Source organism: Hydrocarboniphaga effusa AP103 (assembly GCF_000271305.1).
In the GTDB taxonomy this organism is placed as follows: Bacteria; Pseudomonadota; Gammaproteobacteria; order Nevskiales; family Nevskiaceae; genus Hydrocarboniphaga; species Hydrocarboniphaga effusa.
Genome location: NZ_AKGD01000002.1, coordinates 83495 through 106762 on the forward strand (window position 1 = coordinate 83495; position 23268 = coordinate 106762).

At 67.3% G+C, this 23268-nt stretch carries 22 protein-coding genes and 1 tRNA gene; 17 read left to right on the plus strand and 6 right to left on the minus strand.

Features of this window, described 5'->3' with window-relative positions; all coding sequences use genetic code 11:
* Positions 1 to 42: 42 nt before the first annotated feature.
* The 13 genes from WQQ_RS11850 (at position 43) to WQQ_RS11910 (ending at position 14733) form a co-directional block, all read left to right on the plus strand.
* On the plus strand, positions 43 to 1845 hold the full coding sequence (locus tag WQQ_RS11850; RefSeq protein WP_237715056.1) for a M61 family metallopeptidase: 1803 nt from the start codon (positions 43 to 45) through the stop codon (positions 1843 to 1845).
* A 31-nt stretch (positions 1846 to 1876) separates the two neighbouring features.
* Positions 1877 to 3757 carry an AMP-dependent synthetase/ligase gene (locus WQQ_RS11855; RefSeq protein WP_007185418.1) on the plus strand — a complete coding sequence of 627 codons (1881 nt, stop codon included), beginning with the start codon at positions 1877 to 1879 and terminating at the stop codon, positions 3755 to 3757.
* A gap of 103 nt (positions 3758 to 3860) precedes the next feature.
* Entirely contained in the window at positions 3861 to 4535 is a 675-nt protein-coding gene (gene plsY, locus WQQ_RS11860) for a glycerol-3-phosphate 1-O-acyltransferase PlsY (protein ID WP_007185419.1), read from the plus strand.
* A gap of 10 nt (positions 4536 to 4545) precedes the next feature.
* Positions 4546 to 5496, plus strand: coding sequence for a biotin--[acetyl-CoA-carboxylase] ligase (locus WQQ_RS11865; RefSeq protein WP_007185420.1), 951 nt, complete (start codon positions 4546 to 4548; stop codon positions 5494 to 5496).
* Positions 5496 to 6224 (plus strand): type III pantothenate kinase, encoded by a 729-nt coding sequence (locus tag WQQ_RS11870; protein ID WP_007185421.1) that lies wholly within the window; start codon positions 5496 to 5498, stop codon positions 6222 to 6224. Before WQQ_RS11865 ends, WQQ_RS11870 begins: the two co-directional genes overlap by 1 nt.
* 75 nt (positions 6225 to 6299) lie before the next feature.
* Positions 6300 to 6375 (plus strand) — tRNA-Thr (locus WQQ_RS11875).
* An 823-nt stretch (positions 6376 to 7198) separates the two neighbouring features.
* Positions 7199 to 8089: an SDR family NAD(P)-dependent oxidoreductase gene (locus WQQ_RS11880; RefSeq protein WP_007185422.1), complete on the plus strand. Its 891-nt coding sequence runs from the start codon at positions 7199 to 7201 to the stop codon at positions 8087 to 8089.
* 69 nt (positions 8090 to 8158) lie between these two features.
* Positions 8159 to 10720 carry a TonB-dependent receptor gene (locus WQQ_RS11885; RefSeq protein ID WP_007185423.1) on the plus strand — a complete coding sequence of 854 codons (2562 nt, stop codon included), beginning with the start codon at positions 8159 to 8161 and terminating at the stop codon, positions 10718 to 10720.
* A 70-nt stretch (positions 10721 to 10790) separates the two neighbouring features.
* Positions 10791 to 12035, plus strand: coding sequence for an NADH:flavin oxidoreductase (locus WQQ_RS11890; protein ID WP_007185424.1), 1245 nt, complete (start codon positions 10791 to 10793; stop codon positions 12033 to 12035).
* Positions 12036 to 12055: 20 nt separating this feature from the next.
* Complete coding sequence (locus WQQ_RS11895; protein WP_007185425.1) at positions 12056 to 12688, plus strand: YtfJ family protein; 633 nt, start codon at positions 12056 to 12058, stop codon at positions 12686 to 12688.
* A 176-nt stretch (positions 12689 to 12864) separates the two neighbouring features.
* Positions 12865 to 13218 carry a hypothetical protein gene (locus WQQ_RS11900; RefSeq protein WP_007185426.1) on the plus strand — a complete coding sequence of 118 codons (354 nt, stop codon included), beginning with the start codon at positions 12865 to 12867 and terminating at the stop codon, positions 13216 to 13218.
* A gap of 114 nt (positions 13219 to 13332) precedes the next feature.
* Positions 13333 to 14082: a CoA transferase subunit A gene (locus WQQ_RS11905; RefSeq protein WP_040454068.1), complete on the plus strand. Its 750-nt coding sequence runs from the start codon at positions 13333 to 13335 to the stop codon at positions 14080 to 14082.
* A gap of 3 nt (positions 14083 to 14085) precedes the next feature.
* Complete coding sequence (locus tag WQQ_RS11910; protein WP_007185428.1) at positions 14086 to 14733, plus strand: 3-oxoacid CoA-transferase subunit B; 648 nt, start codon at positions 14086 to 14088, stop codon at positions 14731 to 14733.
* Positions 14734 to 14746: 13 nt separating this feature from the next.
* Here the strand turns inward: WQQ_RS11910 and WQQ_RS11915 are convergent, their stop codons facing one another.
* On the minus strand, positions 14747 to 15811 hold the full coding sequence (locus tag WQQ_RS11915) for a T6SS phospholipase effector Tle1-like catalytic domain-containing protein (RefSeq protein ID WP_007185429.1): 1065 nt from the start codon (positions 15809 to 15811) through the stop codon (positions 14747 to 14749).
* Between the two features lie 268 nt (positions 15812 to 16079).
* On the opposite strand from WQQ_RS11915, the gene WQQ_RS11920 reads away from it, so the two are divergent.
* Positions 16080 to 16502, plus strand: coding sequence for a hypothetical protein (locus WQQ_RS11920; RefSeq protein ID WP_007185430.1), 423 nt, complete (start codon positions 16080 to 16082; stop codon positions 16500 to 16502).
* Here the strand turns inward: WQQ_RS11920 and WQQ_RS11925 are convergent.
* Positions 16479 to 16691: a hypothetical protein gene (locus WQQ_RS11925; RefSeq protein WP_007185431.1), complete on the minus strand. Its 213-nt coding sequence runs from the start codon at positions 16689 to 16691 to the stop codon at positions 16479 to 16481. The genes WQQ_RS11920 and WQQ_RS11925 overlap by 24 nt on opposite strands.
* A gap of 71 nt (positions 16692 to 16762) precedes the next feature.
* Between WQQ_RS11925 and WQQ_RS11930 the strand changes: the two genes are divergently transcribed.
* On the plus strand, positions 16763 to 17116 hold the full coding sequence (locus WQQ_RS11930) for a hypothetical protein (protein ID WP_007185432.1): 354 nt from the start codon (positions 16763 to 16765) through the stop codon (positions 17114 to 17116).
* A gap of 49 nt (positions 17117 to 17165) precedes the next feature.
* Here WQQ_RS11930 and WQQ_RS11935 read toward each other — a convergent pair whose 3' ends face one another.
* The gene (locus WQQ_RS11935; RefSeq protein ID WP_040454071.1) at positions 17166 to 17363 is read right to left on the minus strand and encodes a hypothetical protein; all 198 of its coding nucleotides are present in this window, start codon (positions 17361 to 17363) and stop codon (positions 17166 to 17168) included.
* Positions 17364 to 17506: 143 nt separating this feature from the next.
* On the opposite strand from WQQ_RS11935, the gene WQQ_RS11940 reads away from it, so the two are divergent.
* A complete protein-coding gene (locus WQQ_RS11940; RefSeq protein WP_007185435.1) occupies positions 17507 to 19375 on the plus strand; it encodes an ATP-binding cassette domain-containing protein in 1869 nt (622 codons plus the stop codon).
* Positions 19376 to 19397: 22 nt separating this feature from the next.
* Here the strand turns inward: WQQ_RS11940 and WQQ_RS11945 are convergent, their stop codons facing one another.
* Entirely contained in the window at positions 19398 to 20234 is an 837-nt protein-coding gene (locus WQQ_RS11945) for an SDR family oxidoreductase (RefSeq protein ID WP_007185436.1), read from the minus strand.
* Positions 20235 to 20334: 100 nt separating this feature from the next.
* Here WQQ_RS11945 and WQQ_RS11950 point away from each other — a divergent pair, with 100 nt between their 5' ends.
* A complete protein-coding gene (locus tag WQQ_RS11950) occupies positions 20335 to 21255 on the plus strand; it encodes a LysR family transcriptional regulator (protein WP_040454072.1) in 921 nt (306 codons plus the stop codon).
* A gap of 21 nt (positions 21256 to 21276) precedes the next feature.
* On the opposite strand, the gene WQQ_RS11955 is transcribed toward WQQ_RS11950, so the two are convergent.
* Both WQQ_RS11955 and WQQ_RS11960 read right to left on the minus strand, forming a co-directional pair.
* Entirely contained in the window at positions 21277 to 22608 is a 1332-nt protein-coding gene (locus WQQ_RS11955) for a GGDEF domain-containing protein (RefSeq protein WP_007185438.1), read from the minus strand.
* A 67-nt stretch (positions 22609 to 22675) separates the two neighbouring features.
* On the minus strand, positions 22676 to 23164 hold the full coding sequence (locus tag WQQ_RS11960) for a GAF domain-containing protein (RefSeq protein WP_040454073.1): 489 nt from the start codon (positions 23162 to 23164) through the stop codon (positions 22676 to 22678).
* Positions 23165 to 23268 lie beyond the last annotated feature (104 nt).

A 23268-nucleotide genomic window follows, 5' to 3' on the forward strand; every position in this document is an offset into this window, starting at 1 on the left:
AAGCGAGCGTAGAATCGCGGCTCTTTTTTGCCCAGCCGCATCTTGAAAACCATCGTTTTGGACGCCGCACCGAACATCGTCCGCTACCAGGTTTCGATTCCTGATTCGCGCAGCCATCGCTACGCGCTGCGCTGCGAGCTGCGAGCGCAAGGCCCGGTCGAATTCCGCCTGCCGGGATGGATACGCGGCAGTTATCTGGTGCGCGATTTCTCCAAGCACGTGATCGGCCTGCGCGCCTGGCGCAATGGCCGCGAGCAGGCCATCGAGCGGCTCGACAAGCGCAGCTTTCGGCTCGCCGGCGATGGCGAGGTCGTACTCGAATACGAGGTCAACGCCTTCGACGAATCGGTGCGCAAAGCCTTTCTCGATACGCGTCGCGGCTTCTTCAACGGCAGCTCGCTGTTCTATTGCCCGCGCGGCTTCGAGCAGGCGCGCTTCGAAATCCGCATCGACAAACCTCGCGATGCGCTGTGCGCCGACTGGAAGCTCGCGACCACGCTGACGGCGGTAGAGACCGATGCCGACGGCTTCGGTCTCTACGCCGCCGAAGACTACGAAGCGCTGATCGACCATCCGGTCGAAATGGCGGCGTTCCAGCGCTACGACTTCGATGTCGACGGCGTTCCGCACGCGCTGATCCTGTCGGGCCGCGTCGAACTCGATGCGCAGCGCGTGACGGCCGATCTGGCCCGCATCTGCCATGTCGAGCGCGAGCTGTTCCGGCAGCAGCCGCAGCTCGATCGGTTCCTGTTCCTGACCAACGTCGTGGGCGCCGGCTACGGTGGGCTCGAGCATCGCAGTTCGACCGCGCTGATCTGCTCGCGCGGCGATTTTCCGCGCGTCGGCAAGCCCGAGCTGAGCCGCGAATACCGCACCTTCCTGGGCCTGTGCTCGCACGAGTACTTCCATTTGTGGAACGTCAAGCGCATCACCGCGCAGGCCTTCCTCGAAAGCGATCTCGGCCGCGAGGCGTACACGCGCGATCTGTGGCACTACGAAGGCGTCACGAGTTACTACGACGACCTGTTCCTGCTGCGCGCGGCGATCATCGAGCCTGCGCTGTATCTCGACCTGCTCGCCGAGAGCGCGACGCGCCTGCAGCGTGCGCCCGCGCGGCTCGTGCAGACGCTCGAAGACGCGAGCTTCGAGACCTGGATCAAGTACTACCAGCCCGACGAAAACTCGGTCAACGCGAGCACCAATTACTACGTCAAGGGCGCGCTCGTGGCGCTCTGCCTCGATCTGGTGCTGCGCCTGCGATCGAGCATCACGCTCGACGATGTGATGCGCACGCTGTGGACGCGCTACGGCGCGCCCGGCATCGGCGTTCCCGAAGGCGGGCTCGCGGCCGTCGCGCAGGAATTGTCGGGCCTCGACCTCGGCGGCTTCTTCGATCGCGCGCTGCGTTCGACCGAGGAGCTGCCGCTGGCCGAACTGCTGCAGGAGTTCGGCATCGCCGCCACGCTGCGCGCGAGCACCTCGGCGCTCGACGATGGCGGACGCACGCAATCGAAGGCCCAGGTGCGCTGGGTCGGTCTGCGCCTGCGGCCCGGTGAAACCGGCATCGCGCACGTGATCGCCGGCAGTCCGGCCCAGCGCGCCGGTCTTTCGGCCGGCGACCAGCTCGTCGCGCTCGATGGCCTGCGCATCACCGCGCAGAACTGGGCGCGCAGGCTCGATGCCTACGAGCCCGGCGCCCGCGTCGAACTCGCCTACTTCCGCGGCGAAGAGCTGCTGACGACGCGGATCGACATCGCCGATGCCCCGCTCGACACCTGGACGTTCACGCTGGCCGAAGCCGATGCCGAACGTCTGGCACGCCGCCAGGCCTGGCTCGGCGTCTGAGCCTCACGCCTTTCTTCACCGGTCGATCGCTATGTCATTCTCGCGGGCTTCGCTGGCCGAATCGTCTGTCGCCGGATTCGATGACGCGGGGCTGCTGATCGAAAGCGAAGTTCGCACGCTGGCCGATCTCTACGTCGCGCGTGCGCGCCGCACGCCCGATGCGATCGCCTGCCGTTACCATGACGTGCTCAGCGGCAGCTGGAAGGATTGCAGTTGGCGCGATCTGCAGCACAAGGCGCAGTGCTACATCGCCGGATTTCGCGCGGCGGGACTGGTGGCCGGCGAGCGGGTGGCGGTGCAGGCGCAGAACGGTCCGCGCTGGCTCGCCATCGATTGGGCCGCGCAAACGCTGGGCCTGGTGCTCGTCGGCCTCTACAACGAAGACACGCCGGGCAATACCGCGCACCTGCTCGACAACAGCGGAGCCGCGCTCGCCTTGCTGCGCGATGCCGACAGCTGGCGCCAGACCAAGGCCCTGCGTGCGTTTCCGCTGCTGCGGCGCGTGGTGCTGCAGCAAGGCGATTCACAGGGTCTCGGCGACGGCTTCACCGCCGTTTCGACGCTCGACGAATGGCTGCCGCAACCGGCCGAAGAGGCCGGCGAGCTGCCCGCGATCGATGCCGATTCGCTCGCCACCATCGTCTACACCTCGGGTTCGACCGGGCCGAGCCGCGGCGTGATGCTGTCGCATCGAGCCCTGCTCGCCAACGTGTTCGCCTGCACCCGCGCGCTGACGATTTCGTCCGACGATCGCTACTTCTCGGTGCTGCCGATGGCGACGCTGTTCGAACGCGTCGCCGGTGCCTACGGAGCCGTCGTCGCCGGTGCGACCACGGTCTACGCACGCAGCGCCGCGCAGCTCGGCGAAGACCTGTTCGCAGGCCAGCCGACCTTGCTGATCGCGGTGCCGCGCGTCTACGAGCGCCTGCACGCCGCGGTGATGGCCGGGCTCGAACAGGCGCCTGCGCACAAGCGCGCGCTGTTCAATCTGGCGATCGAAGCCGGCTGGGCGGCGCGCCAGTGGCAAGGCCGCCGCCGGCTCTCGCTGAGCAGCGCGATCGCGCGCCGTGCCCGCGATCAGTTCATCGCCCGGCTCGGCGGCCGGCTGCGCTTGGCGGTATCGGGCGGCGCGCCGCTGGCACCCGAGATCGCGCGCCTGTTCATCGGGCTCGGCGTGCCCTTGCTGCAAGGCTACGGGCTCACCGAAGCCGGGCCGGTGGTCAGCGTCAATCGGCTCGACGACAACGATCCCTGCAGCGCCGGCCTGCCGCTCGACAACGTCGAAACCAGGCTCTCGCCCGACAACGAGCTGCTCGTGCGCTCGCCTTCGCTGATGCTCGGCTACTGGCAGGATGCGGAGGCCACCGCCGATGCGCTCGACGACGCCGGCTGGCTGCATACCGGCGACAAGGTCAGCCGCCTCGATGCGCATCGCATCTACCTGATCGGCCGGCTCAAGGAAATCATCGTCACCTCGACCGGGCGCAAGGTGTCGCCGAGCGAAATCGAGCAGCGCCTGCTCGGCGAGCCGATCGTCGAGCAGGTGATGATCGTCGGCGAGGCCAGGCCGTTCCTGACCGCGCTGGTGGTGCCGAACGCCGAAGCACTCGCCGCGATGCGCGCCCGTCTCGGCTTGGCGCCCGGCGACGATTCGCCGATCGCCCGCGCTCGCCTGGAGGCCGAATTGCTGCAGCGCTGCCTGCAGCGCCTCGCGAGCGGAGACGGCAACAGCCTGCTGCGCGCGGTCGCCCTCGTCGACGGTCCGTGGAGCGTCGCCAACGGCCTGCAGACGCCGACGCTCAAGCTCAAGCGCAGCTGCATCGCGCGCCAGCACGAGCCCGATATCGAGCGCCTTTACGCGGGCCATTTCCTGCCCGCGAAGACTGACTGCTCCTGCAACGCGGGCGTTTGAGCGCTTCGGCCCGGCTGGATCGAAGGCGCGCGCGCCGAGCCCGCGCCAGAGGGCTAAACTCCAGCGCAAACAACACTCCATCGCGCGCCGTCCTGCTACGGACATGACCGAAGCCCTCGCCAAGACCGTGCTGGCCTATCTGCTCGGCAACCTCATGGGCGGCCAGATCGTCGGCCGCCTGCGCGGCGGCGTCGACCTGCGCCAGTTCGGCAGCGGCAACGTCGGTGCGACCAACGCGCTGCGCACGCAGGGCAAGGGGTTCGCGGTCGCGGTGCTGCTGATCGACGTGCTCAAGGGCGTGATCGCGGCGCTGCTGGTGCCGGCGCTGCCGTGGCCCGCCGCGCTCGGCGGAGGCGATGCACTGCCGCGCGAAACGCTCGGCTATCTGTGCGGCGTCGGCGTCGCGCTGGGCCATTGCTATCCGGTCACGCTCGGCCTGCGCGGCGGCAAGGGCGTGGCGACGCTGGCCGGTGTGTTCGGGGCGCTGATGCCGCTGGCGCTGCCGGGCATGCTGCTGGTCTTCGTGCTCGTGATCCTGTTCAGCGGCTACGTCAGCGCGGCCACGCTCGGCGCCGCGGTGTTCGCGCTGCTGTGGGCGCTCGTCATCGACGGTCACGGCCCGCTGTCGGCGCCCGCGCTGTTCACGGTGGCGATGGCCGCGCTCGTCACCTTCAAGCATCGCGAGAACATCCGGCGCTTGCTGCGCGGTGACGAACATCGATTCGAAAAAGCCCGGCTGATCGGCCGCTGGCTCGAGCGCAAGAAAGAACACGGATGAAGCAGCGGGCATGAACGACCTCATCGATACGCTCGCCGACGGCGCCTGGCATTCGGGCGAAGACCTCGCGAACGCCGAGGGCGTGACGCGCGCGGCGGTAGCCAAGCGCATCGAAAAGTTGCGCGATCTCGGGCTCGACGTCGAGGCGCGCCAGGGGCTCGGCTATCGGCTCGCGCAGCCGCTCGAACGCCTGCGTGAAGCCGAGCTCGCGGCGGCGGCGCCATCGGCCCGCGTGCGCGTGGTCGGCAGCACCGATTCGACCAACCAGCAACTGCTCGTCGCCGATGCGGCCGACGATCCGCAAATCCTGTTCGCCGAATTCCAGACCGCCGGCCGTGGCCGGCGTGGGCGGGCCTGGCGCTCACCGTTCGGGGCCAACCTGTACCTGTCGCTGGCCTGGTCGTTTTCGAGCTGGCCGCCGCAGCTCACCGCGCTGCCGCTCGCGGTCGGCGTCGCCTGCGCCCGCGCGGTGCAGGCGCAGGGCTTGAGCGAGGTGCAGCTCAAATGGCCGAACGATCTGTACGCCGCCGGCCGCAAGCTCGGCGGCATCCTGATCGAGCATCGCGGCGAAGCCGGCGGGGCCTGTCGCGTGGTGATCGGCATCGGGCTCAACGTGGCGATGTCGGGCGCGCAGGCCGAAGGCATCGACCAGCCGTGGATCAGCCTCAACGAGGCGCTCGCCGCGGCGCAGCGTCCGCCGGCCTCGCGCAACGCACTCGCGGCCCGCTTGATCCGCGAGCTGCTTGCGATGCTGCAGCCGTTCGAGACGCGGGGCTTCGGCGCCGACCGTGCGGTCTGGGCGCAACTCGATCTGACGCGCGATCGCGCGGTCACGCTGAGCGGCGAGCCACCGGTTTCCGGCATCGCGCGCGGCGTCGATGAAAGCGGGGCGCTGATCGTCGAGGTCGATGGCCAGCGCCGGCTCGTGCATTCGGGCGACGTGAGCCTGAGGCTGGCCTGATGCTGCTGCTCGACATCGGCAACAGCCGCATCAAGGCGGCGATCGCGCGCGGGGATGCGCTGGAGCCGATCGCGACCGTGAGCCATGCCGGCGACGCCGTCGCGGCCATCGCCACGCTGCCCGATCTCGACGCGCGCGCGCCGGTGTGGATTTCGCAGGTGCTCGGTCCGGCCGCCGAAGCGCGCCTGACCGAGGCCGTGCAGGCGCGCTGGTCGCGCGCTCCGCGCTACGCACGCTCGGTGGCCGAACTCGGCGGCCTGCGCAACGCCTATCGCGAGCCCGAGCGGCTCGGAGTCGATCGCTGGCTCGTCCTGTTCGCGGCTTGGTCCGAAGCGCCGAACCGCGCCGCCGTGATCGTCGACGCCGGTACCGCGCTGACCGCCGATGTCATCGATGCGAGTGGCCGGCACCAGGGCGGCTTCATCGCCGCCGGGCTGCTGACCGCGCAGCGCGCCGTGCTCGGCGCCACGCGCTTTGCCACGCGCGACGAGCACGCGCGCTACGACGCCGGCCTGGGCCTGGACACCGAGGCCTGCGTGCGCCAGGGCGCGATGCTGGGCTGCCTCGGCGCGATCGATCGCGCCGCTGCCATCGCCGGAGCCGAGGCGCAGCGCTGGATCACCGGCGGAGACGCAGAAACGTTGTTGACCGGCCTCGGCGCCGGCTGGCGCCATCGCCCGCTGCTCGTGCTCGAAGGCCTGCGCGCGCTGGCCCGAATCAGCGGCTGATCGCGCCCGGGCCGTCGCGGCTCGCAGACGACGCGGCCGAGCGTCTCGGTTAATATTCGCGCCCCACGTGTGCAAGCCGGCATAGCTCAGTTGGTAGAGCGGCGCATTTGTAATGCGAAGGTCGCGGGTTCGATTCCTGCTGCCGGCACCAGCAACCTTACCGAAGCTCGCCGACAACTGCCGATTTGCGCAATAAACACTAGCGCGACGCAGAGTCAGGGCCTCGAAGGCTGCCGGTAGATGCCGATACAGCCTGCAATATGAGTGAGTAACACCAGGAGTAACGGCCGCTTTGCCGGCCGCTCCCGCGGCAAGTTACCCGCCATGCCGCTTACTCACGCGAAGCTGCAAAGCCTGAACCCGAAGCCCGCGGTTTATCGCGTGGCCGACTCCGCCTGTGCATTGAGCTTGCGCCGGCCGGCTCCCGGCAGGCGCGCGATGAGGCCCGGGGATGCTGCGTAAGGGCCTCGATCCGAGCAGCCACCGGAAGCAAGCGCGCCTGGCGCTCGATACCGCGGCCGAATGCGTCGCGTCGTCGAAGCGCGATCAACCATTGAGGTGCGCATCACTCAACTGCGCAGAGCGGACTCGGTATACATCCCGATGTTGGGTGGATTCGAAGCGATCGAGGATCGGCGCTTCGGCGCGTCGCGCATTCGATTCATGGCGTTTCCAGAACACTGGGCGATCAGTTGGGGGATAGTGGTTGGATCGGGCCATCGCCGATTCGGAATCGACTTCGGACGAGCGCCTGCGAGCCGTCAAAGGGATGCGGTGGTGCGACTATTCTTAAAAACTCGCATCGCCGAAAACCGCCTTCGCGGGGTTTTCTTGTGCCCGCCTCCGTGCCGAGCGCATCGACCAGCTTTGCACTGCGGCTGCAATGCCGAACGCGCCTGGGCGCGCTCGTCTGTTTGGGGGATAACAGCTCACCGGACGTGTCGTACGTTGCGGTAATGGGAAGGGCACATGTCTTGATCACCGGTGGAGCCAGCGGCCTCGGACTAGGCTGCGCCACGCATTTTCGCCGGCTCGGATACGACCTCACCCTGGCCGATGTGGATGCCGCTGCTTCTGAACGCGCCTTGCTGATGCTCGCCGCCCTGCCGGGCCCAGGCTCCTTGCGGGTTCAGGCGGTGGATCTCTCCGATCCCGCGAGCATCGCGACGGCCGCAGAATCATTGAAAGCCCGTGCGCAGCCGATCGATGTGCTCGTAAACAATGCGGGCATCTATCCGCCGGCGCTGCGGCGCGGGAATGCCGAAGGCCACGAGCTCAGTTTCGCGATCGCGCATCTGGGCCATTTCCGGCTCACGCATGCGCTGTGGCCACTGCTGGAATCCGCAGCGGCGGCGCGCGTGATCAGCATCTCGAGCCTGGTTCAGCGCCAGGCCCACATACAACTCGACGATCTCGACTGGCGGCATCGCTACGTTCCGATCTTGGCGTACCGGCAGACCAAGCTCGCCTGCCTGCTGTTCGCGCTCGAGCTGCATCGTCGTTTGCAGGCGGCCGGGCATCGCATCTCGAGCTATGCGGCGCATCCGGGTGTGTGTCGCACGCAGATCGGACGCAACCGCCCACGTTCCGCACAGGACAACGCCTGGCAGCGCCTTGCCACGGCCGCGCTGGCCACGGGACTGAGCCATATGGGCCAGTCGCCCGAAGCTGGCGCACGGCCGGTGATCGCGGTGGCGACTACCAACGAATTCCCTGCAGGCAGCCTGGTGGGGCCGCGCTGGCTCAACGAAAGCTTCGGTCGGCCGGTGCGCATCGCGCTGGGCCGCGCCGCGCGCGATCCCACATCGGCGGCAGCGCTATGGACGCGCACCGAGGAACTCACGGGCTTGCGCTGGCCGCTTTGAATCAATCGCAGCCGGCCTCGACGCCGGAGCTGCGCGAATACATAAAAAGATGTAGCGGGGGAGAGCGTCATGACGAAGCGGGTCTGCCTGTGGGCGCTTGGATCGCTGGTCGTGCAGGCCGGCACCGCCGCCGCGCAGCAGAGCGGTGCCGGGGAGCCGCTGGAGACCATCGCGGTCGCACCGCTTTCAGCTGCGGAGGCCCCGCCGCCACCGCCACCGAGCACGCGTGCAGGCTTTGCGCAGCTCGAGGAAGTCATCGTCACGGCGCAGCGCACGGCCACCACGCTGCAGGACACGCCGATCTCGCTCGAGGCCTTCAACGAAGAGAAGCTGCAGATGCGCGGCATTGGCGGCGTGGAAGACCTCGGCACCAATGTTCCGAGCATGGTCATCGAGCCGCATCCGCTCTCGAACACCACGCTGCGCATCACCATCCGCGGTGTCGGCATCACCGATTCGCAGGTGACGCAGGATCCGGCCGTGGGCATCTATCTCGACGGCGTCTACCTGGCGCGCTCGGTGGGCCTGGCGCTGGATCTCGCGGACATCCAGCGCATGGAAGTACTGCGCGGCCCGCAGGGTGTGCTGTACGGGCGCAATTCCACCGGCGGTGCGGTCAACATCGTGACCAAGCGGCCCGATCCGACCATGTTCACGATGGATCACCGGGTGACCATCGGTCAACGCGATCTGTTCGTCGGCAAGAGCTCGTTCAACGTGCCGGTCACCGACGACTTCGCGGTCAAGTTGGCGGTGCTCGGCAGGCAATCCGGCGGCTTCGTCGAGAACACCGGCGAAGGCGAGGACTTCGGTGATCGCGAGGCGCTCGGGCTGCGCTTCGACATGCGCTGGCTCGCAAACGACGATCTGACCGTCGATTACGGTTACGACTACACCGATCTGAAGTATGTGAACTACATGTTCCAGGGCGTGTTGCTGCCGGAGACGCAGCACGGGCTCGCCGAGTTCTTCAAGCCTTATGCGGTGGCCAACTCGGTGTATTCCGATCGCCGGCTCGACAAGCTCGCCTCGGGCGCGCCGATGGAGAAATCCGGCGCCAAGGTGAGCGGCCACACGCTCACGCTCACCCAGCAGCTCGATGCCTTCGAGCTCAAGTACATCGGTGCCTATCGCAAGCTCGAGGACTCGCAGTATCCCGATCTGAGCGGTGGTGGCGGCGACACCGGCTACCGCGTCGACCTGAACATCTACGACAGCGCGGCGGCGCGGCTCGCCAACGGTGGTGAACCCACGCCGCTGGTGATTCCGGTGTCCTACCAGCACCAGTGGTCGCACGAGCTGCAGATCAGCGGCGTCGCCTGGGACGAGCGCGTCAGTTACATCGCCGGCCTGTACTACTTCACCGAAAGCGGCGGTGAGGATGGCGGTCCGCTGCATCACATCCAAAGCGCGACGGTCGATCCGCAGCAGACCGATGTGCTGCTCGCTCTGCTGCCCGCGGGCTTGCGCGGTTTGCTGCAGGACAACGCGCTGCCGCGGCTGTCCGCCTACTGGGATTACAACTACGGCATCCGCAACAAGGCCTATGCGGCCTTCGGCCAGTTCAGCTTCCGGCCCGATACCTTCGACCGCCGGCTGAGCCTCACGCTGGGTCTGCGCGCCTCGCGCGACGAGCGCTATGCGATCAAGGATTTCATCCAGCGGCAGTATCTCGAAGTGCGGCTGCGCGATCTGAGCCTGGCCGCGGTGCCGGTCCCGGCGGCCATCGTCGGCAGCCCGGACGATTTCGTCGGCGTGGAAGCCCGCAGCGACTACGACGACATTTCACCGTCGGCCACCGTGCAGTACGAGCTCACCGACATGGCCAAGGCCTATCTGTCGTATTCCACCGCTTACAAGAGCGGCGGCTTCAACCTGCGCGATCCGCAGATCTCGGCCGCCTCGGGTCCGGCCTCCGATGGCACCAACTACGGCTTCGGTTTCGTCGAAGGCTACAAGCCCGAGCGCGTGAGTTCCTGGGAACTCGGGCTCAAGAGCGAGTGGCTCAATCGCGCGCTGCGCTTGAACGGCGCGGCGTTCTACAGCGACTACACCGACATGCAGACCAACTTCATGATCGCGGGCACCATCTCGGACACCAAGTCGCGCAACGCGGGCAAGGCCCGCATGCTCGGCCTCGAACTCGAAGGTGCGCTCATTCCGGCCGAAAACCTCATGCTCGGTTTCCAGTACGCCTATCTGGATGCGCGCGTGCTGGAAGTCATCGACGTCAATGGCGACAACGTCGCCAACCTGTATCCGTTCATCGCCGCGCCGCGGCATTCGGGCGTGCTGTTCGGCGACTGGACCATCGCGCGTCCGCGGTGGGGCGAGCTGCGCGCATACGTCAACTGGAACTATCTGGGCGATCGCACGGGCTTCGTGATCACCGAGGAGCGCCGCGGCCTCACCGCGATCGACGGCTATGGCCTGCTCAATGCGCGCATGATGGCGAACAACATCCGCATGGGCCGCGACGGCACGCTCGACATCGCGCTGTGGGGCAAGAACCTGCTCGACAAGGAATACGAACTCACGGCGGTCGACAATCTGCCGCATGCCGACCGCGCGGTGATCTGGGGCGAGCCGCGCCTGCTCGGCATCGATTTCATCTACCGTTTTGGCCGGTGATGCCGATGCGCCGCACAGCGCTCGTCGGGCAGGCATCATCCGCGCCGCGAGGCACGCTTCCGGAGCTGCCATGAGCAACGAACTCGAGCGCGCGTATGCGCCGTGGAAGCTGGGCCCGCTGACACTGCGCAACCGCTTCATCAAGAGCGCGACCAACGAGGGCAATGCGCCGGGCGGCACGCCGACGCAGGCGCTCGTGAGGCATCACCGATCGATGGCGGCCGGCGGCGTGGGCATGACCACGGTCGCTTACTGCGCGGTCAGCGCCGACGGCCGCACGTTCGAAGACCAGGTGATGCTGGGGCCGGCGAGCCGGCCGCATCTGCGCGCGGTGACCGATGCGGTGCATGCCGAGGGTGCCGCGGCCTGCGCGCAGGTCACGCATGGAGGCGCGTTCAACTTTCTTTCAAAGCTGTCGACCTCGTCGCCCGTGAGCGCCTCGGGCGGGCTCAACCCGCCGGGCTTTCTGAGCGGACGCGTGTTCCGGCATGCGGCCAGCGCGAGCGAACTGCGCAGCCTGCGCGAGCAGTTCGTGCAGGGCGCCCGCGAGGCGCGCGCGGCCGGCTTCGATGCGGTCGAAATCCATATGGGCCATGGCTATCTGCTAAGCCAGTTCCTGTCGCCGGCCTACAACCGCCGCCGCGACGAATACGGCGGCTCGGCGCAGCGGCGCGCGCGCTTTCCGAGCGAGGTGCTCGCGGCGGTGCTCGACGCGGTCGGCGCGCACATGGGCGTGAGCTGCAAGATCAGCATCTTCGAAGGCATGCGCGGCGGCGCTACCGTGGACGATGCCATCGTCACCGCGCAGACCATGGCCTCTGCGGGCGCCCATCTGATCGTCAACAGCGCGGGCATGAACGTGGAATCGCCCTGGCACATCTTCGGCAGCGCGATGCCCGAGGGCATCGGCGGGGAGAACGCATCGGCGATGATGCGCTTCGGCAACCGGATGCTGAAATGGCAGCAGCCGCCGATCGAATTCCAGCCGCTGTACCTGTTGCAAGCCGCGCGCCGCATCCGCGCGCAAGTGCGCGCGCCGCTGGCCTATCTGGGCGGCGTAACCTCGGTGGACGACATCCGCAGCGCGATCGCCGAAGGCTTCGACGCGATCGTGGTCGGGCGCGCGCTGATCCATCGCCCGGACCTGCTGCTGGCTTTCCGCAGCGGCGAACTCAGCCGCTCGGGCTGCGACCATTGCAATCGCTGCGTGGCGCTGATGTATTCCGCCGGCGGAACCCGCTGCGCGCTCACGAGCCGGGAAGACATTGCCGCCAACCGTACCCCGGCCGCGACGGCCGACCAGCCGGTCGGCTGAGGCGCATCCACGAGGTGCCCGTGCGCAAGCCGCAGTCCAAGCCGAGCCCGGCGTCCCGCCGGCTGCGGCATGCCGCAGCCGGCCTGTTGGGCGGCCTGCTGCTGTGCGCACAGCCCGGCGCGCAGGCCGATGCGGCTGGCAGGGTGCTGGCGCCGCTGGTCGTCGAGACGCGCGGAGAGTTGCTGCTCGACAGCAGCGGCAGGCCGCGCTACGAGCGCTGGTCGCTGGCGCCGCTGCGGGCCTTCGAACACATCGGCATGCTCATGGTGTTGCCCGCGCGCATCGCCACGCGCAGCCAGATCGCCCCGCTCGAAAGCGCGATCAAGGCCCGGCGCTACGACTACCGGCGCCTGGTCTCGACCAGCGTCATCAATCTGGCCGACGCCACCTGGGCGGTGGGCCTGATGATGGAGGGCGAGATCAGCAAGCAGAAGAAGGCCGAGCCCGACGTGCATCTGGTGATCGACGATGCCGGCGGCGTGCGTCGCGCGCTGGACCTGCGCGAGGCGGTCATCCACGTGCTGCTCTACGACTGCGAGGGCGAACTCGTCGACCGCCACGAGGGCGGCTTCACGCAGGCGCAGGCGCAGCGGTTCATCGAGCGCATCGATGAGGCCTTGCGGGGCCCGTCCTGCGGCGATTCCCGGTCCTAGCCGGGTGCTCGCAAAGGCGCGCGGCGATTCTGGCCGATAGCTGGCGCCGGCCAGCCCTGCGCGCCGTGGCGTTACGACATTCCCGTTCAGCCGCATGACACCCGGCGCGACGCAGACTTTTGCGACCGCGTCTTGCGGGCCTTTTCATCAAGCCTTTTCTACAAAGGGGACTCGGAATGGAAGCCAAGTCGATCGTTGATTCGGTCAACGACAATGTGTCGAACGCGAAGCTGCAGGCGCAGCGCCTCATCAGCCACGGCGAGGGCGTGCTGAACGCCGGGACGCAATCGCTGCAGTCGGCCAAGGCGGTCGTCGTCAAAGGCGGCAAGGACGTGGTCCATGTCGTCAAGGAAACGGCCGAAGAACTCAAGCGCACCTTGAAGGAAGGCGTCAACGACGTCAGCGAAAAGCTGTCGCGCATCGCGACGCCGACGCACAAGGAGCAGTGGATCGATCGCAAGAACGCGGTCAAGGCCAAGAAGCGCCGCAAGCGCGAAGAGGCCCAGGCCCAGGTTTCGGTGGCACAGTAAGCGCGGTCGAGTAAGCGCGGCCGGACGCTTTACCTCGCGGGCCGAGGTGGCGAACCCCTCGAGCGGATGAGGCCGTCGTCGCGGCGAGCGGCTACGGTGTCTCCGGTGAGCCGAATGGCGAGGAGGCGACCCGTGCAGTCCAAAATCTATCCCGACGCCGCGAGTGCGCTCGACGGCGTCGTCCGCGATGGCATGACGATCATGTCCGGAGGCTTCGGCCTCTGCGGCATTCCGGAGAACCTGATCCTGGCGCTCAAGCAAACCGGCGCGAAGGATCTGACGGTCATCGGCAACAACGTCGGCTGCGATGGCCACGGCATGTGGCATGTGCTCGCCAACAACCAGATCAAGAAAGTGCTCGCGAGCTACGTCGGCGAGAACAAGATTCTGGAATCGCGCTACATGAGCGGCGAGATCGAGATCGAATTCAATCCGCAGGGAACGCTGGCCGAACGCATTCGCGCCGGTGGCGCTGGAATTCCCGCCTTCTACACACGCACGGGCTACGGCACCAAGGTCGCCGAAGGCAAGGAAACGCGCCAGTTCGACGGCGAGTGGTACGTGATGGAAACCGGGCTCACGGCCGATGTGTCGCTCGTCAAAGCCTGGAAGGCCGATACCGAAGGCAACCTCGTCTATCGCAAGACCGCGCGCAATTTCAATCCGATGATCGCCACCGCCGGCAAGCTGGTGGTGGCCGAAGTCGAGATGCTCGTCGAGCCCGGCGAACTCGATCCCGACCAGATCCACACGCCCGGAATTTTCGTCGACCGCATCGTCGTCGGTGCGCATTACGACAAGCACATCGAGCGCCTGACGACGCGCCAGCGCAAGGCCGGCGCCGCTGCCGGCACGGAGGTCTGAGCCATGGCCTGGACACGCGAACAGATGGCGGAACGCGCCGCCAAAGAATTGCGCGACGGTTACTACGTCAACCTCGGCATCGGCATTCCGACGCTCGTCGCCAACCTGATTCCGCCCGGCATGAAAGTCACGCTGCAGAGCGAGAACGGCATGCTCGGCATGGGCCCGTTTCCGTACGAGGACGAAGTCGATCCCGATCTCATCAACGCGGGCAAGCAGACCATCACCGACCTGCCGCAGACGAGCTATTTCTCGAGCGCGGACAGCTTCGGCATGATTCGCGGCGGGCACATCAACCTGTCCATCCTCGGTGCGATGCAGGTCGCGCAGAACGGCGATCTGGCCAACTGGATGGTGCCCGGCAAGATGATCAAGGGCATGGGCGGGGCGATGGACCTCGTCGCCGGCGTCAAGCGCGTGGTGGTGGTGATGGAGCACAACGAAAAGTCCGGAGCGCCCAAGCTCAAGCGCGAATGCTCGCTGCCGCTGACGGGCAAGGGCGTGGTCGATCTGGTCATCACCGAACTCGGCGTGTTCGAAGTGGATCGCAAGGGCCAGCAGCTGCCGCGCTTGATCGAACTCGCCGATGGCGTCGAACTTGCCGAAGTACGGAGCAGGACCGAAGCCGAGTTCGACGTCGTCTTGCGCTGAGTCCTGGCGCGTCTCAGTTCGTCGGCGGCGTGAGCGCCAGCGCCTCGGCCGCGAGCGGGCGTGTCGTGAGCACATCGGCATGGGCGCGCAGCGACTCGGGCCGATACGCCGGGTCGGCCTGCCACTTGCGCCAGACCGAAGGATCGAGCGTCTCGTTGATCGAGCCGCCGATCCTGCGGTGATGGCGCTTGCCGCCCTTGACGAGCTTGTAGAGGCCGAAGGCGAATTCCGAGTACGAATCGTGCGGCGGGTCCATGACGTCGGAAGCCTGCACCGGCACCGGCGAAGCGAATGCGAGCCCTGCGGCGGCGGCCTTGTCCTGTATCCAGCGCAGCGGAAGGTTCTGCAGGCGGCCGTCGGAATAGCCGCCACCGACGTCCGCATGCGCGCCCACGAACCAGCGCTGCTCGACCTCCCGGTTCGACGGCTTGATCTGCGTCCACAGTGTCGGCGCGAAATCCTTGCGGTGCCCGTCGATCGCCAGTGCCTGATACGCGTGGTTCACGATCTTGCTGAGCGCGGTGTCGTGAAACTTGTATTCGTCGCGACCGAACGGCACGCCGGACAGCGGAACGCCGAGTTCGCCGACCGTATCCCAGACGCCGATGAAATGAATGCGTACCTCGTGCGAATGCTCGCGCCGGAAGCGCAGCGCGATTGCGCTGTCCGGGTCGCTGCGGCGATCGCGGTAGAGCCGATGGGCGGTGCGAACGGTGGCTTCGTCGGCCTGCCTGAGCACTCCGCATTTGCGCACGAGCCCGGCCAGGCTGCGCGCGGTGTAGGCCCCGCGGCTCAATCCGAAGAGGTAGATGCGATCATCCGCGATCGAGCCGGAATGCTGCAGCGCGCGCGACAGCCAGCGGTAGCCGTCGCAGATGTTTTGTGTAAGTCCGGCTCCGAATGCGCCGCCGAGCAGGCGATCGTGCCATTGGGTGCCGACGCCCCTGTCGTAGTAGCGCTGCTGCACGCGACCATCGGCCGTCGCGTCGAGCACGAGCCGGGACAGGCGCGACACGTTGGTGCGATCCTTTTGCGTGTTCCACGTGCCGTCGAAAAAAAGCGCCAGATGCTGAGGCATGCCGATCTCCCTTCGTTCACCTCGTGGTCCGCATGGTAGCCGGCCCGTGGAGCGGGCTCTGTCAGCCGAAGTCGCCGGACGCATCCGCTGTTTCGGTGCGACCGCGCGTCTGCACTTCAATTGACTTGCCCCAGGGGCGACCCTAGCCTTGCGCGGCAACGCGACCTGCCGCATGCAGGGCTCGCGGACGACAGCCGAACGGCGAATTTCTCGTGCGATCGGTCCTCAACGCGGTTGGCTTGCGACACTCTCGCAGGGAGCGGATGCGGTGAATTCGCTGGTGATCTTCGGTGTCCTGTCGACGGCCTTGCTCGCAGCCGCCATTTTCCGGCGCTACGTCTACGTGCCTTCGCTGCCGGCCAGCGGGCGCTGCACGCTGGTCATCGACAGGCTCGTTCACTATCAGCTGCCGCTCACGGTGATGGCGCGCGGCCTTCGCTATGCCGATCGCGGCCTGCCCAAGACCGCTCGGCTGATTCCGGAAGGCGAGTCGCACGCTGCGCCGGTGCGCGTCGAGATCGAAGGGCACGTCGTCGGTTATCTGCATGCGGCTGACGCGCAGCGCTATCGCGCATCGCTCGCGGCTTCCAGGCGCGCGGTGCGCGCGTACAAGTGCCGCTCGGAGATTCGTGGCGGGGAAGGCGACAGCTACAGCGTCTGGCTGGATCTACCGCAGCCGGTGATGGGCTGACTTGCGCTGGTCGGTCTCGATCGCCGAGCGCAGCGCGTCGTCGACTTCGAGGCAGGCCTCGCCGAGCGGACGTGCCCAGGCGATGCGACCCTCCTGCAGCTGGTAGACGAGCAGCCGCCCCTGCCACTCGATCACGCCTAGGCCGGGCGACATGCGGTAATCGGTCGGCGGGTCGTGGGGTTCGCTCATGGCGGATCAAAAACGGGCGGGACGGCGGGCCCAGATTATCCAAGCACCCCCATGAACGCTAAGCTGCCCGAATGACTTCGTTGAAAACACCCGTTTCCGACCCCTTGTCCCCGCAAGACCGCGACCGCCTGCGCGATCTGCCGCCCGAGGCGCGCATGCGCGCCATGCACAAGAAGCTGCCGCGCAGCTGGCGGGGCCCCTTGATCGGCGTGGGCATCACACTTGCCGTGCACCTGGTCATCGTCGGCGTGGTGTGGGTACGCAGCAGCAAGATCGAAGCGCCCGTCAACGTGTTCTTTCCGCTCATGTTTCCGCTGGCCGAGCAGAAGCCCGCGGACGCCGGCCCGGCGCCGGATGCGGCGCCCAAGCCCCAGGCGATCGCGCCGGACGCCCCGGCCGAGCCTGCGCCCGAAGCGGTCAGGTAAGAGTCGGCGCCGGCGCCGGCGCCGGCGCCGGCCGGTGTGGAGCGGCTGTCTAGCGGCTGTCCTTGTCGAACATCTTGCCGACGGCCGCCAGGAAGCTGGAGCCCAGGAACACCACGCCGCAGGTGGCCAGGCTCTTCCACATGAATTCGCTGCTGTGGCTCATCCAGATCATCGACAGCGCCAGGCCGATGGCCACGACGATCGAGACCAGGCAGATGGAAAAGCAGATTTTGCTGACGACACTCATGGATGCGGCCGGTCGGAATCAGCGGCCAGTGTAAGTCAGCCGCCTGGCAGCATGCCGTAGACTGCCGGCCCCGCAGCCCGTCCGGATGATATTGGCCGGTGACGCCTGCGGTGCCTCCTCCTTAGCCGATTCAACGCCAAGTCATGCTGCTCACGCTCCGCGACGTTTCGCTCAACCTTGGCAGCACCGTGCTGCTCGACAAGGCCTCCTTTACGCTCGAAAAGGGCGAGCGCGTGGCGATCCTCGGTCGTAACGGGGCCGGCAAGTCGACCCTGCTCAAGGTCATCGCGGGCGAGGTCGCGACCGATGGCGGCGAGATCCTGCGTGCCCAGAGCCTGCGCATCGCCCGGCTCGTACAGGACGTTCCGACGAGCGCGCGCGGCCGCGTCGCCGACGTCGTCGCCCAGGGGCTCGGCGCGGCCGGCGAGCTGCTCGCGCGCTACCACGAGCTCGTCGCGGCCGAGCGCTACGACGATCTCGGCAAGGTGCAGGCGCAGATCGAGGCGATCGACGGCTGGTCGCTCGACCAGCGCGTCTCCGAAACCATTTCGCGGCTCGATCTGCCGGCCGACGCCGCCTTCGAAAGCCTGTCGGGCGGACTCAAGCGCCGCGTGCTGCTCGGCCAGGCGCTGGTGCAGCAGCCGGACTTGTTGCTGCTCGACGAGCCGACCAACCATCTCGACGTCGAATCGATCAGCTGGCTCGAAGAATTCCTCAAGAGCTTCTCGGGCGCGATCCTGTTCGTGACCCACGATCGCGCCTTTCTGCGCAACCTGGCCACGCGCATCCTCGAACTCGATCGCGGCTGGCTCACGAGCTGGCCGGGCGACTACGAAAACTACCTGCGCCGCAAGGAAGAGCGCGCGCACGCCGAAGCGCAGGAGCGCGCGCTGTTCGACAAGCGCCTGGCGCAGGAAGAAGCCTGGATCCGCCGCGGCATCGAGGCGCGCCGCACGCGCAACATGGGCCGCGTCGAACGCCTGATGCAGATGCGCCAGCAGTTCGCGGTGCGCCGTAACCAGCAGGGCAACGCGCGCATGCTGATCCAGGAGGCCGACCGCAGCGGCAAGCTCGTCGCCGAGGCCGACAACGTCGCGTATGCGTACGGCGACAAGACCATCGTGCGTGGCCTGTCGACGACGGTGCTGCGTGGCGACAAGCTCGGCATCATCGGCCCGAACGGCGCCGGCAAGACCACGCTGATCAATCTCCTGCTCGGCCGCCTGCAGCCTACGAGCGGCACGCTCAAGCTCGGCTCGAACCTGCAGATCGCCTACTTCGACCAGCTGCGCGGCGGGCTCGACGAGAACGCCTCGGTGGTCGACAACCTCGGCGACGGCAAGGATTTCGTCGAGGTCGGCGGGGCCCGCAAGCACGTCATGGGCTACCTGCAGGATTTCCTGTTCACGCCCGATCGCGCGCGTTCGCCGGTGCGCGCTTTGTCGGGTGGCGAACGCAACCGGCTGCTGCTCGCCAAGCTGTTCGCGCGGCCGAGCAACCTGCTCGTGCTCGACGAACCGACCAACGACCTGGATCTCGAAACCCTCGAGCTGCTCGAAGAACTGCTGCTCGATTACGAGGGCAGCGTGCTGCTGGTCAGCCACGACCGGGCCTTCGTCGACAACGTGGTCACGCGCTGCCTGGTGTTCGAAGGCGAGGGCCGCATCAACGAATACGTCGGCGGCTACAGCGACTGGCTGCGCCAGCGTCCGGCGCAGACGAGCAAACCCGCGTCGAACAAGCCCGCCGCGGTCGCCGCGCCGCCGATCGTCAAGCAGACCGCCGCCGCGCCGAGGCTTACGTCGAAGGAAAAGCGCGAGCTCGACGAGCTGCCCGCCAAGATCGAACGTTGGGAAGCCGAGCAGGCCAAGCTCGCCGACCAGCTGTCGGCCGATGGTTTCTACGATGGCCCGAAGGAGCAGGTGCTCAAGCTGCAGCAGCAGCTCGACGCGCTCGCGCAGACGCTGGCGACGGCCTACGCGCGCTGGGAGCAGCTCGAAGCGCTGCGCTGAAGGCGCTCGGCCCTCACACGCTTCACCGGGCGTGCGCCGTGTCGGCAGCGAGCGCGATCTGCTTCTGCGCCTCGAGCGCTTCCAGCCGATTGCGCAGGGCCGAGCTGATCGACTCGTAGGCTGAGCTGCCGAGCGCGAGGCGCAGCGGCGGATTCGTCGCTTCTGCCGCCGCGATCATGGCGTCGACGGTTTTCGCCGCATCGCCCTTGAGCGGAAAACTTCCCGAGTTCACTGCGCGCCGCACATCGGCGGCCGGCGTGTGTTCGTAGCTCGGCAAGGGCCGCGCATGATCGAGACCTTCAGCGAAGCGGGTGCCGGTCGGTCCTGGTTCGACGATCACGAAGTCGATGCCGAACGGCGCGACTTCTTGCGCGACGGCTTCGACGAAGCCTTCGATGCCCCATTTGGTCGCGTGGTAAAGGCTGAAGTTCGGATACGCGATCTGCCCGCCTTCGGATGACACTTGAACGATGCGCCCGCCGCCTTGTTTGCGCAGATGAGGCAGCACGGCGCGAATCAGCTGGATCGAGCCCACCAGGTTCGTCGCGATCTGTCGCTCGATCTGGGCATCGCCGACTTCCTCGGCAGCGCCGAACAAACCGTAGCCCGCGTTGCTGACCGCCACGTCGATGGGGCCGAAGCGGGTGAACGCCGCGTCCACCGCTTTTCTCAGCGCCGGGGTGTCGGTGACATCCAGCGCGAGCACCTGTAGGCGATCGCCGTATCGAGCACGCAGCGCGTCGAGCACGACCGGGCGGCGAAGCGTTGCGACGACGCGATCGCCGCGCGAGAGCAAGCGTTCGGTGAGGAGGCGGCCGAGGCCGCTCGATGTTCCGGTGATGAACCAGGTTTTCGCCATGGCGTGCTCTTCTTGCTGGAGGGTGGGTTCAGCGATGTGCGCCATGGTAGGGGTCGATTTGAATCATGATAATGGTCAACAAATTGGATGTATCGGTGAAATGAAGCCACCAATCAGCACGCCGACGCTTGCCGACCTTCGAGCGTTCATGGCCGTAGCCGAGCACCGCAGTTTTCGGCGGGCCGCCGAATTGCTGGGGCTGACGCGATCCTCGCTGAGCCATGTGATGCGAGGGCTCGAAGAAAAAATGGGGGTGCGGCTGCTGCATCGGACCACCCGCAGCGTGTCGTTGACCGATGCCGGGGAGCGGCTGATCGGGCGCCTCGATACGGTGCTGAGCGAGCTCGATCACCTGCTCGACGAGGTCTCGGGCGAGCAGGGCCGGCCGATGGGCACGCTCAGGATCAACGGCAGCGAAGGCGCCATTCGCCAGCTGCTGCAGACGGTGGTGCCCGAGTTCTTGCGACGGTATCCCGGCGTCGAACTCGATCTGGTATCCGACGGGCGCCTGGTCGATATCGTCGAACAGGGTTGCGATGCCGGCGTCAGGCTCGGCGAAGCGGTGCCCAAGGACATGGTCGCGGTGCCGTTGACTCCCGAGCTGAGATTCCTGACGGTCGCCGCTCCGAGCTACCTCGCCGCACATCCAGCGCCGAAGCTGCCCGATGCGCTCGCTCGGCATCAATGCATCCGCCAGCGCCTGCCCAGCGGCAAGCGCTATCGCTGGGAGTTCCGCAAGCGACGGCAGGAGCTGGCGATCGACGTGCCTGGCGCACTGACGCTCGACAACAGCCAGCTCATGGTGGAAGCGGCGATCGCCGGCCTCGGCATCGCCTATGTTCCCGAGCCCTATGTGCGCGCTGCCCTGGCCGATGGCCGCTTGCTGGCCGTGCTGGTGGACTGGTGTCCGCCGATTCCGGGGCTATGCCTGTATTTTCCGAACAATCGCCGGGTTCCGACGAGCTTGCGGCTTTTCATCGACCTGATCCGGGAGCGGTCGGCCGCAGGCCAGGTGACGTGATTCGATCGAGCCGATCGCTGCTCAGCCCTCCAGGCAACAGCGATTGCGCCCATTGCGCTTGGCCTCGTAGAGCGCCGCGTCGGCGCGATCGAACAGGCTCAGTGCGGTGTCGCCGTCGCGAAAGCCGGCAATGCCGCAGGACACCGTGACTTTCACCGGCTGCTTGCGAAAGTGGAAGCCCAGCTGTTCGACGCTCAGGCGCAGGGCGTTGGCGACGGCGAGCGCCTGCGCCGGCACGGCTTCGATCAGCATGACGAATTCCTCGCCGCCGTAGCGGCCGAAGAAATCCGCGTCGCGCAGCCGCCGCGACCAGTGCTGCGCGAGCACTTGCAGCACCTTGTCGCCGGCCTGGTGGCCGTATTGATCGTTGATGCGCTTGAAGTGATCGACGTCGATCGCGGCGAGGCAGCGCGGCCTGCGATCTCGACCGAACAGCTGCAGATCGGCGGCGATGCGCTTGTCGTAGGCGGCGCGGTTGGGCACGCGCGTGAGCGTGTCGGTGCCGACCTGGCGTTCGAGTTTGCTGACCGAGCGCGTCAGCACGCGCGTCTGGTTTTCGAGCGTTTCGATGCGCTCGTACAGGGCTTCGGTGCGCTCCTTGTAGGCCAGCGCACGGGTTTCCTCGCGGCTGCGGTGATCGCGCACGCGCTGGTCGATCGTGGTGAGCCGGCGATAGACCTGGTCCTGCAGGCTGCCGAGATCGGTGGCCTCGCGCGTCTGGCTGATCAGCGCCTGGGTTTCGTCGAGCAGCTGTTGGCCGAAGGTGCGCTGCTCGTGCTGCGCGCCCCGCTGCTCCTCGTTTTCGCACTTGAGATGGCGTGCGATCTCCTCGAGCCGCTCGCTGAATTGCATCAGCAGGCGGTCGGATTCGAGCTTGGCGCGCTGTACGGCGCTGGCCTGTGCCTGCGACAGGTCGGCGATGCCGACCGCCACTTCGGCGAGCGCCTCGTCGCGCCCTGCGGCTTCGAGCTGGGCGCGCAGCGCTTCGGCGCGCGGCAGCGCGGGCAGCTGATCGAGCAATCGATGCAGCGTCTTGCGCAGTCGGTCGCCGTCGATGACTTTCGCCACCGCCGTCGTCGACGCATGGTCGAGCGCGGCGACCGAGCGCGTCAGCGCATCGAGCAGGCTTTCGAGCGGCGCAGGCTCGGCCGGCTTGCGCAGCGTGGAAATAACGGCGTTGAGCGAATCGTCGAGCGCGTCGTCGAGCCCGCGCGCTGCGATGCAGAGCCGGCCGGCGATGCGGCGCAGCAGCTCGTCGGTCTGGCGCCACTGGCGCTCACGGCGATCGAGCTCCTCCACAGCCTCGCGGTAAGGCTGCTGCCAGCGATCCGGCGGCTCGATAAGCTGACCCATGCGGCGATTCGAAGGACTGAGGCGGTAGAGCCCGACTATCGGCCGCGGGTGGCGAAACTGTAGGGACTCAGAGCACCGAAGCGTCGATCCACAGCGCGGCGAGCGCTTCGAGTCCCTCCCGATCCTCGGCGTCGAAGCGCCCGACCTTCGGGCTGTCGAGATCGAGCACGCCGATCAGCCGGTCGCCCGAAACGAGCGGCACGACGATTTCGCTGTTGGAGGCGGCGTCGCAGGCGATGTGCCCCGGAAACGCGTGCACGTCGTCGACGAGCTGAGTGACGCGCCGGCTCGCCGCCGCTCCGCAGACGCCGCGATCGAGCGCGATGCGCACGCAGGCCGGCTTGCCCTGGAAAGGGCCGAGCACGAGCTCGCTGCCGTCGAACAGGTAGAAGCCGGCCCAGTTGAGGTCGGGCAGGGCGTGGTAGATCAGCGCGGACAGATTCGCCGCGTTGGCGATGCGATCGTGCTCGCCGGCGAACAGGCCGCTCGCCTGGGCAGCGAGCTCGGCGTAGAGCGTGGGCTTGTCGGCCGCGGACAGCGGGGTCGTTTCGAACATGCGCCGAGCTTGAACCGCGGCGCCAGCGCCGGCAACCACGCCAGGCTCCGTCCCGGCTCGGCCGACTGTGGACGGCGGTCGTGTTCCAATACCCGCCTTTGCCC

Bases quoted from the DNA above. Each gene is read 5' to 3' on its own strand.
- WQQ_RS11905 (WP_040454068.1), top strand. From the start codon at position 13,333: ATGGCGAGGAGGCGACCCGTGCAGTCCAAAATCTATCCCGACGCCGCG.
- WQQ_RS11930 (WP_007185432.1), top strand. From the start codon at position 16,763: ATGACTTCGTTGAAAACACCCGTTTCCGACCCCTTGTCCCCGCAAGAC.
- WQQ_RS11915 (WP_007185429.1), bottom strand. From the start codon at position 15,811: ATGCCTCAGCATCTGGCGCTTTTTTTCGACGGCACGTGGAACACGCAA.
- WQQ_RS11960 (WP_040454073.1), bottom strand. From the start codon at position 23,164: ATGTTCGAAACGACCCCGCTGTCCGCGGCCGACAAGCCCACGCTCTAC.
- WQQ_RS11950 (WP_040454072.1), top strand. From the start codon at position 20,335: ATGAAGCCACCAATCAGCACGCCGACGCTTGCCGACCTTCGAGCGTTC.
- WQQ_RS11910 (WP_007185428.1), top strand. From the start codon at position 14,086: ATGGCCTGGACACGCGAACAGATGGCGGAACGCGCCGCCAAAGAATTG.
- WQQ_RS11945 (WP_007185436.1), bottom strand. From the start codon at position 20,234: ATGGCGAAAACCTGGTTCATCACCGGAACATCGAGCGGCCTCGGCCGC.
- WQQ_RS11940 (WP_007185435.1), top strand. From the start codon at position 17,507: ATGCTGCTCACGCTCCGCGACGTTTCGCTCAACCTTGGCAGCACCGTG.
- WQQ_RS11855 (WP_007185418.1), top strand. From the start codon at position 1,877: ATGTCATTCTCGCGGGCTTCGCTGGCCGAATCGTCTGTCGCCGGATTC.
- WQQ_RS11900 (WP_007185426.1), top strand. From the start codon at position 12,865: ATGGAAGCCAAGTCGATCGTTGATTCGGTCAACGACAATGTGTCGAAC.
- WQQ_RS11870 (WP_007185421.1), top strand. From the start codon at position 5,496: ATGCTGCTGCTCGACATCGGCAACAGCCGCATCAAGGCGGCGATCGCG.
- WQQ_RS11955 (WP_007185438.1), bottom strand. From the start codon at position 22,608: ATGGGTCAGCTTATCGAGCCGCCGGATCGCTGGCAGCAGCCTTACCGC.
- WQQ_RS11885 (WP_007185423.1), top strand. From the start codon at position 8,159: ATGACGAAGCGGGTCTGCCTGTGGGCGCTTGGATCGCTGGTCGTGCAG.
- WQQ_RS11890 (WP_007185424.1), top strand. From the start codon at position 10,791: ATGAGCAACGAACTCGAGCGCGCGTATGCGCCGTGGAAGCTGGGCCCG.
- plsY (WP_007185419.1), top strand. From the start codon at position 3,861: ATGACCGAAGCCCTCGCCAAGACCGTGCTGGCCTATCTGCTCGGCAAC.
- WQQ_RS11865 (WP_007185420.1), top strand. From the start codon at position 4,546: ATGAACGACCTCATCGATACGCTCGCCGACGGCGCCTGGCATTCGGGC.
- WQQ_RS11935 (WP_040454071.1), bottom strand. From the start codon at position 17,363: ATGAGTGTCGTCAGCAAAATCTGCTTTTCCATCTGCCTGGTCTCGATC.
- WQQ_RS11925 (WP_007185431.1), bottom strand. From the start codon at position 16,691: ATGAGCGAACCCCACGACCCGCCGACCGATTACCGCATGTCGCCCGGC.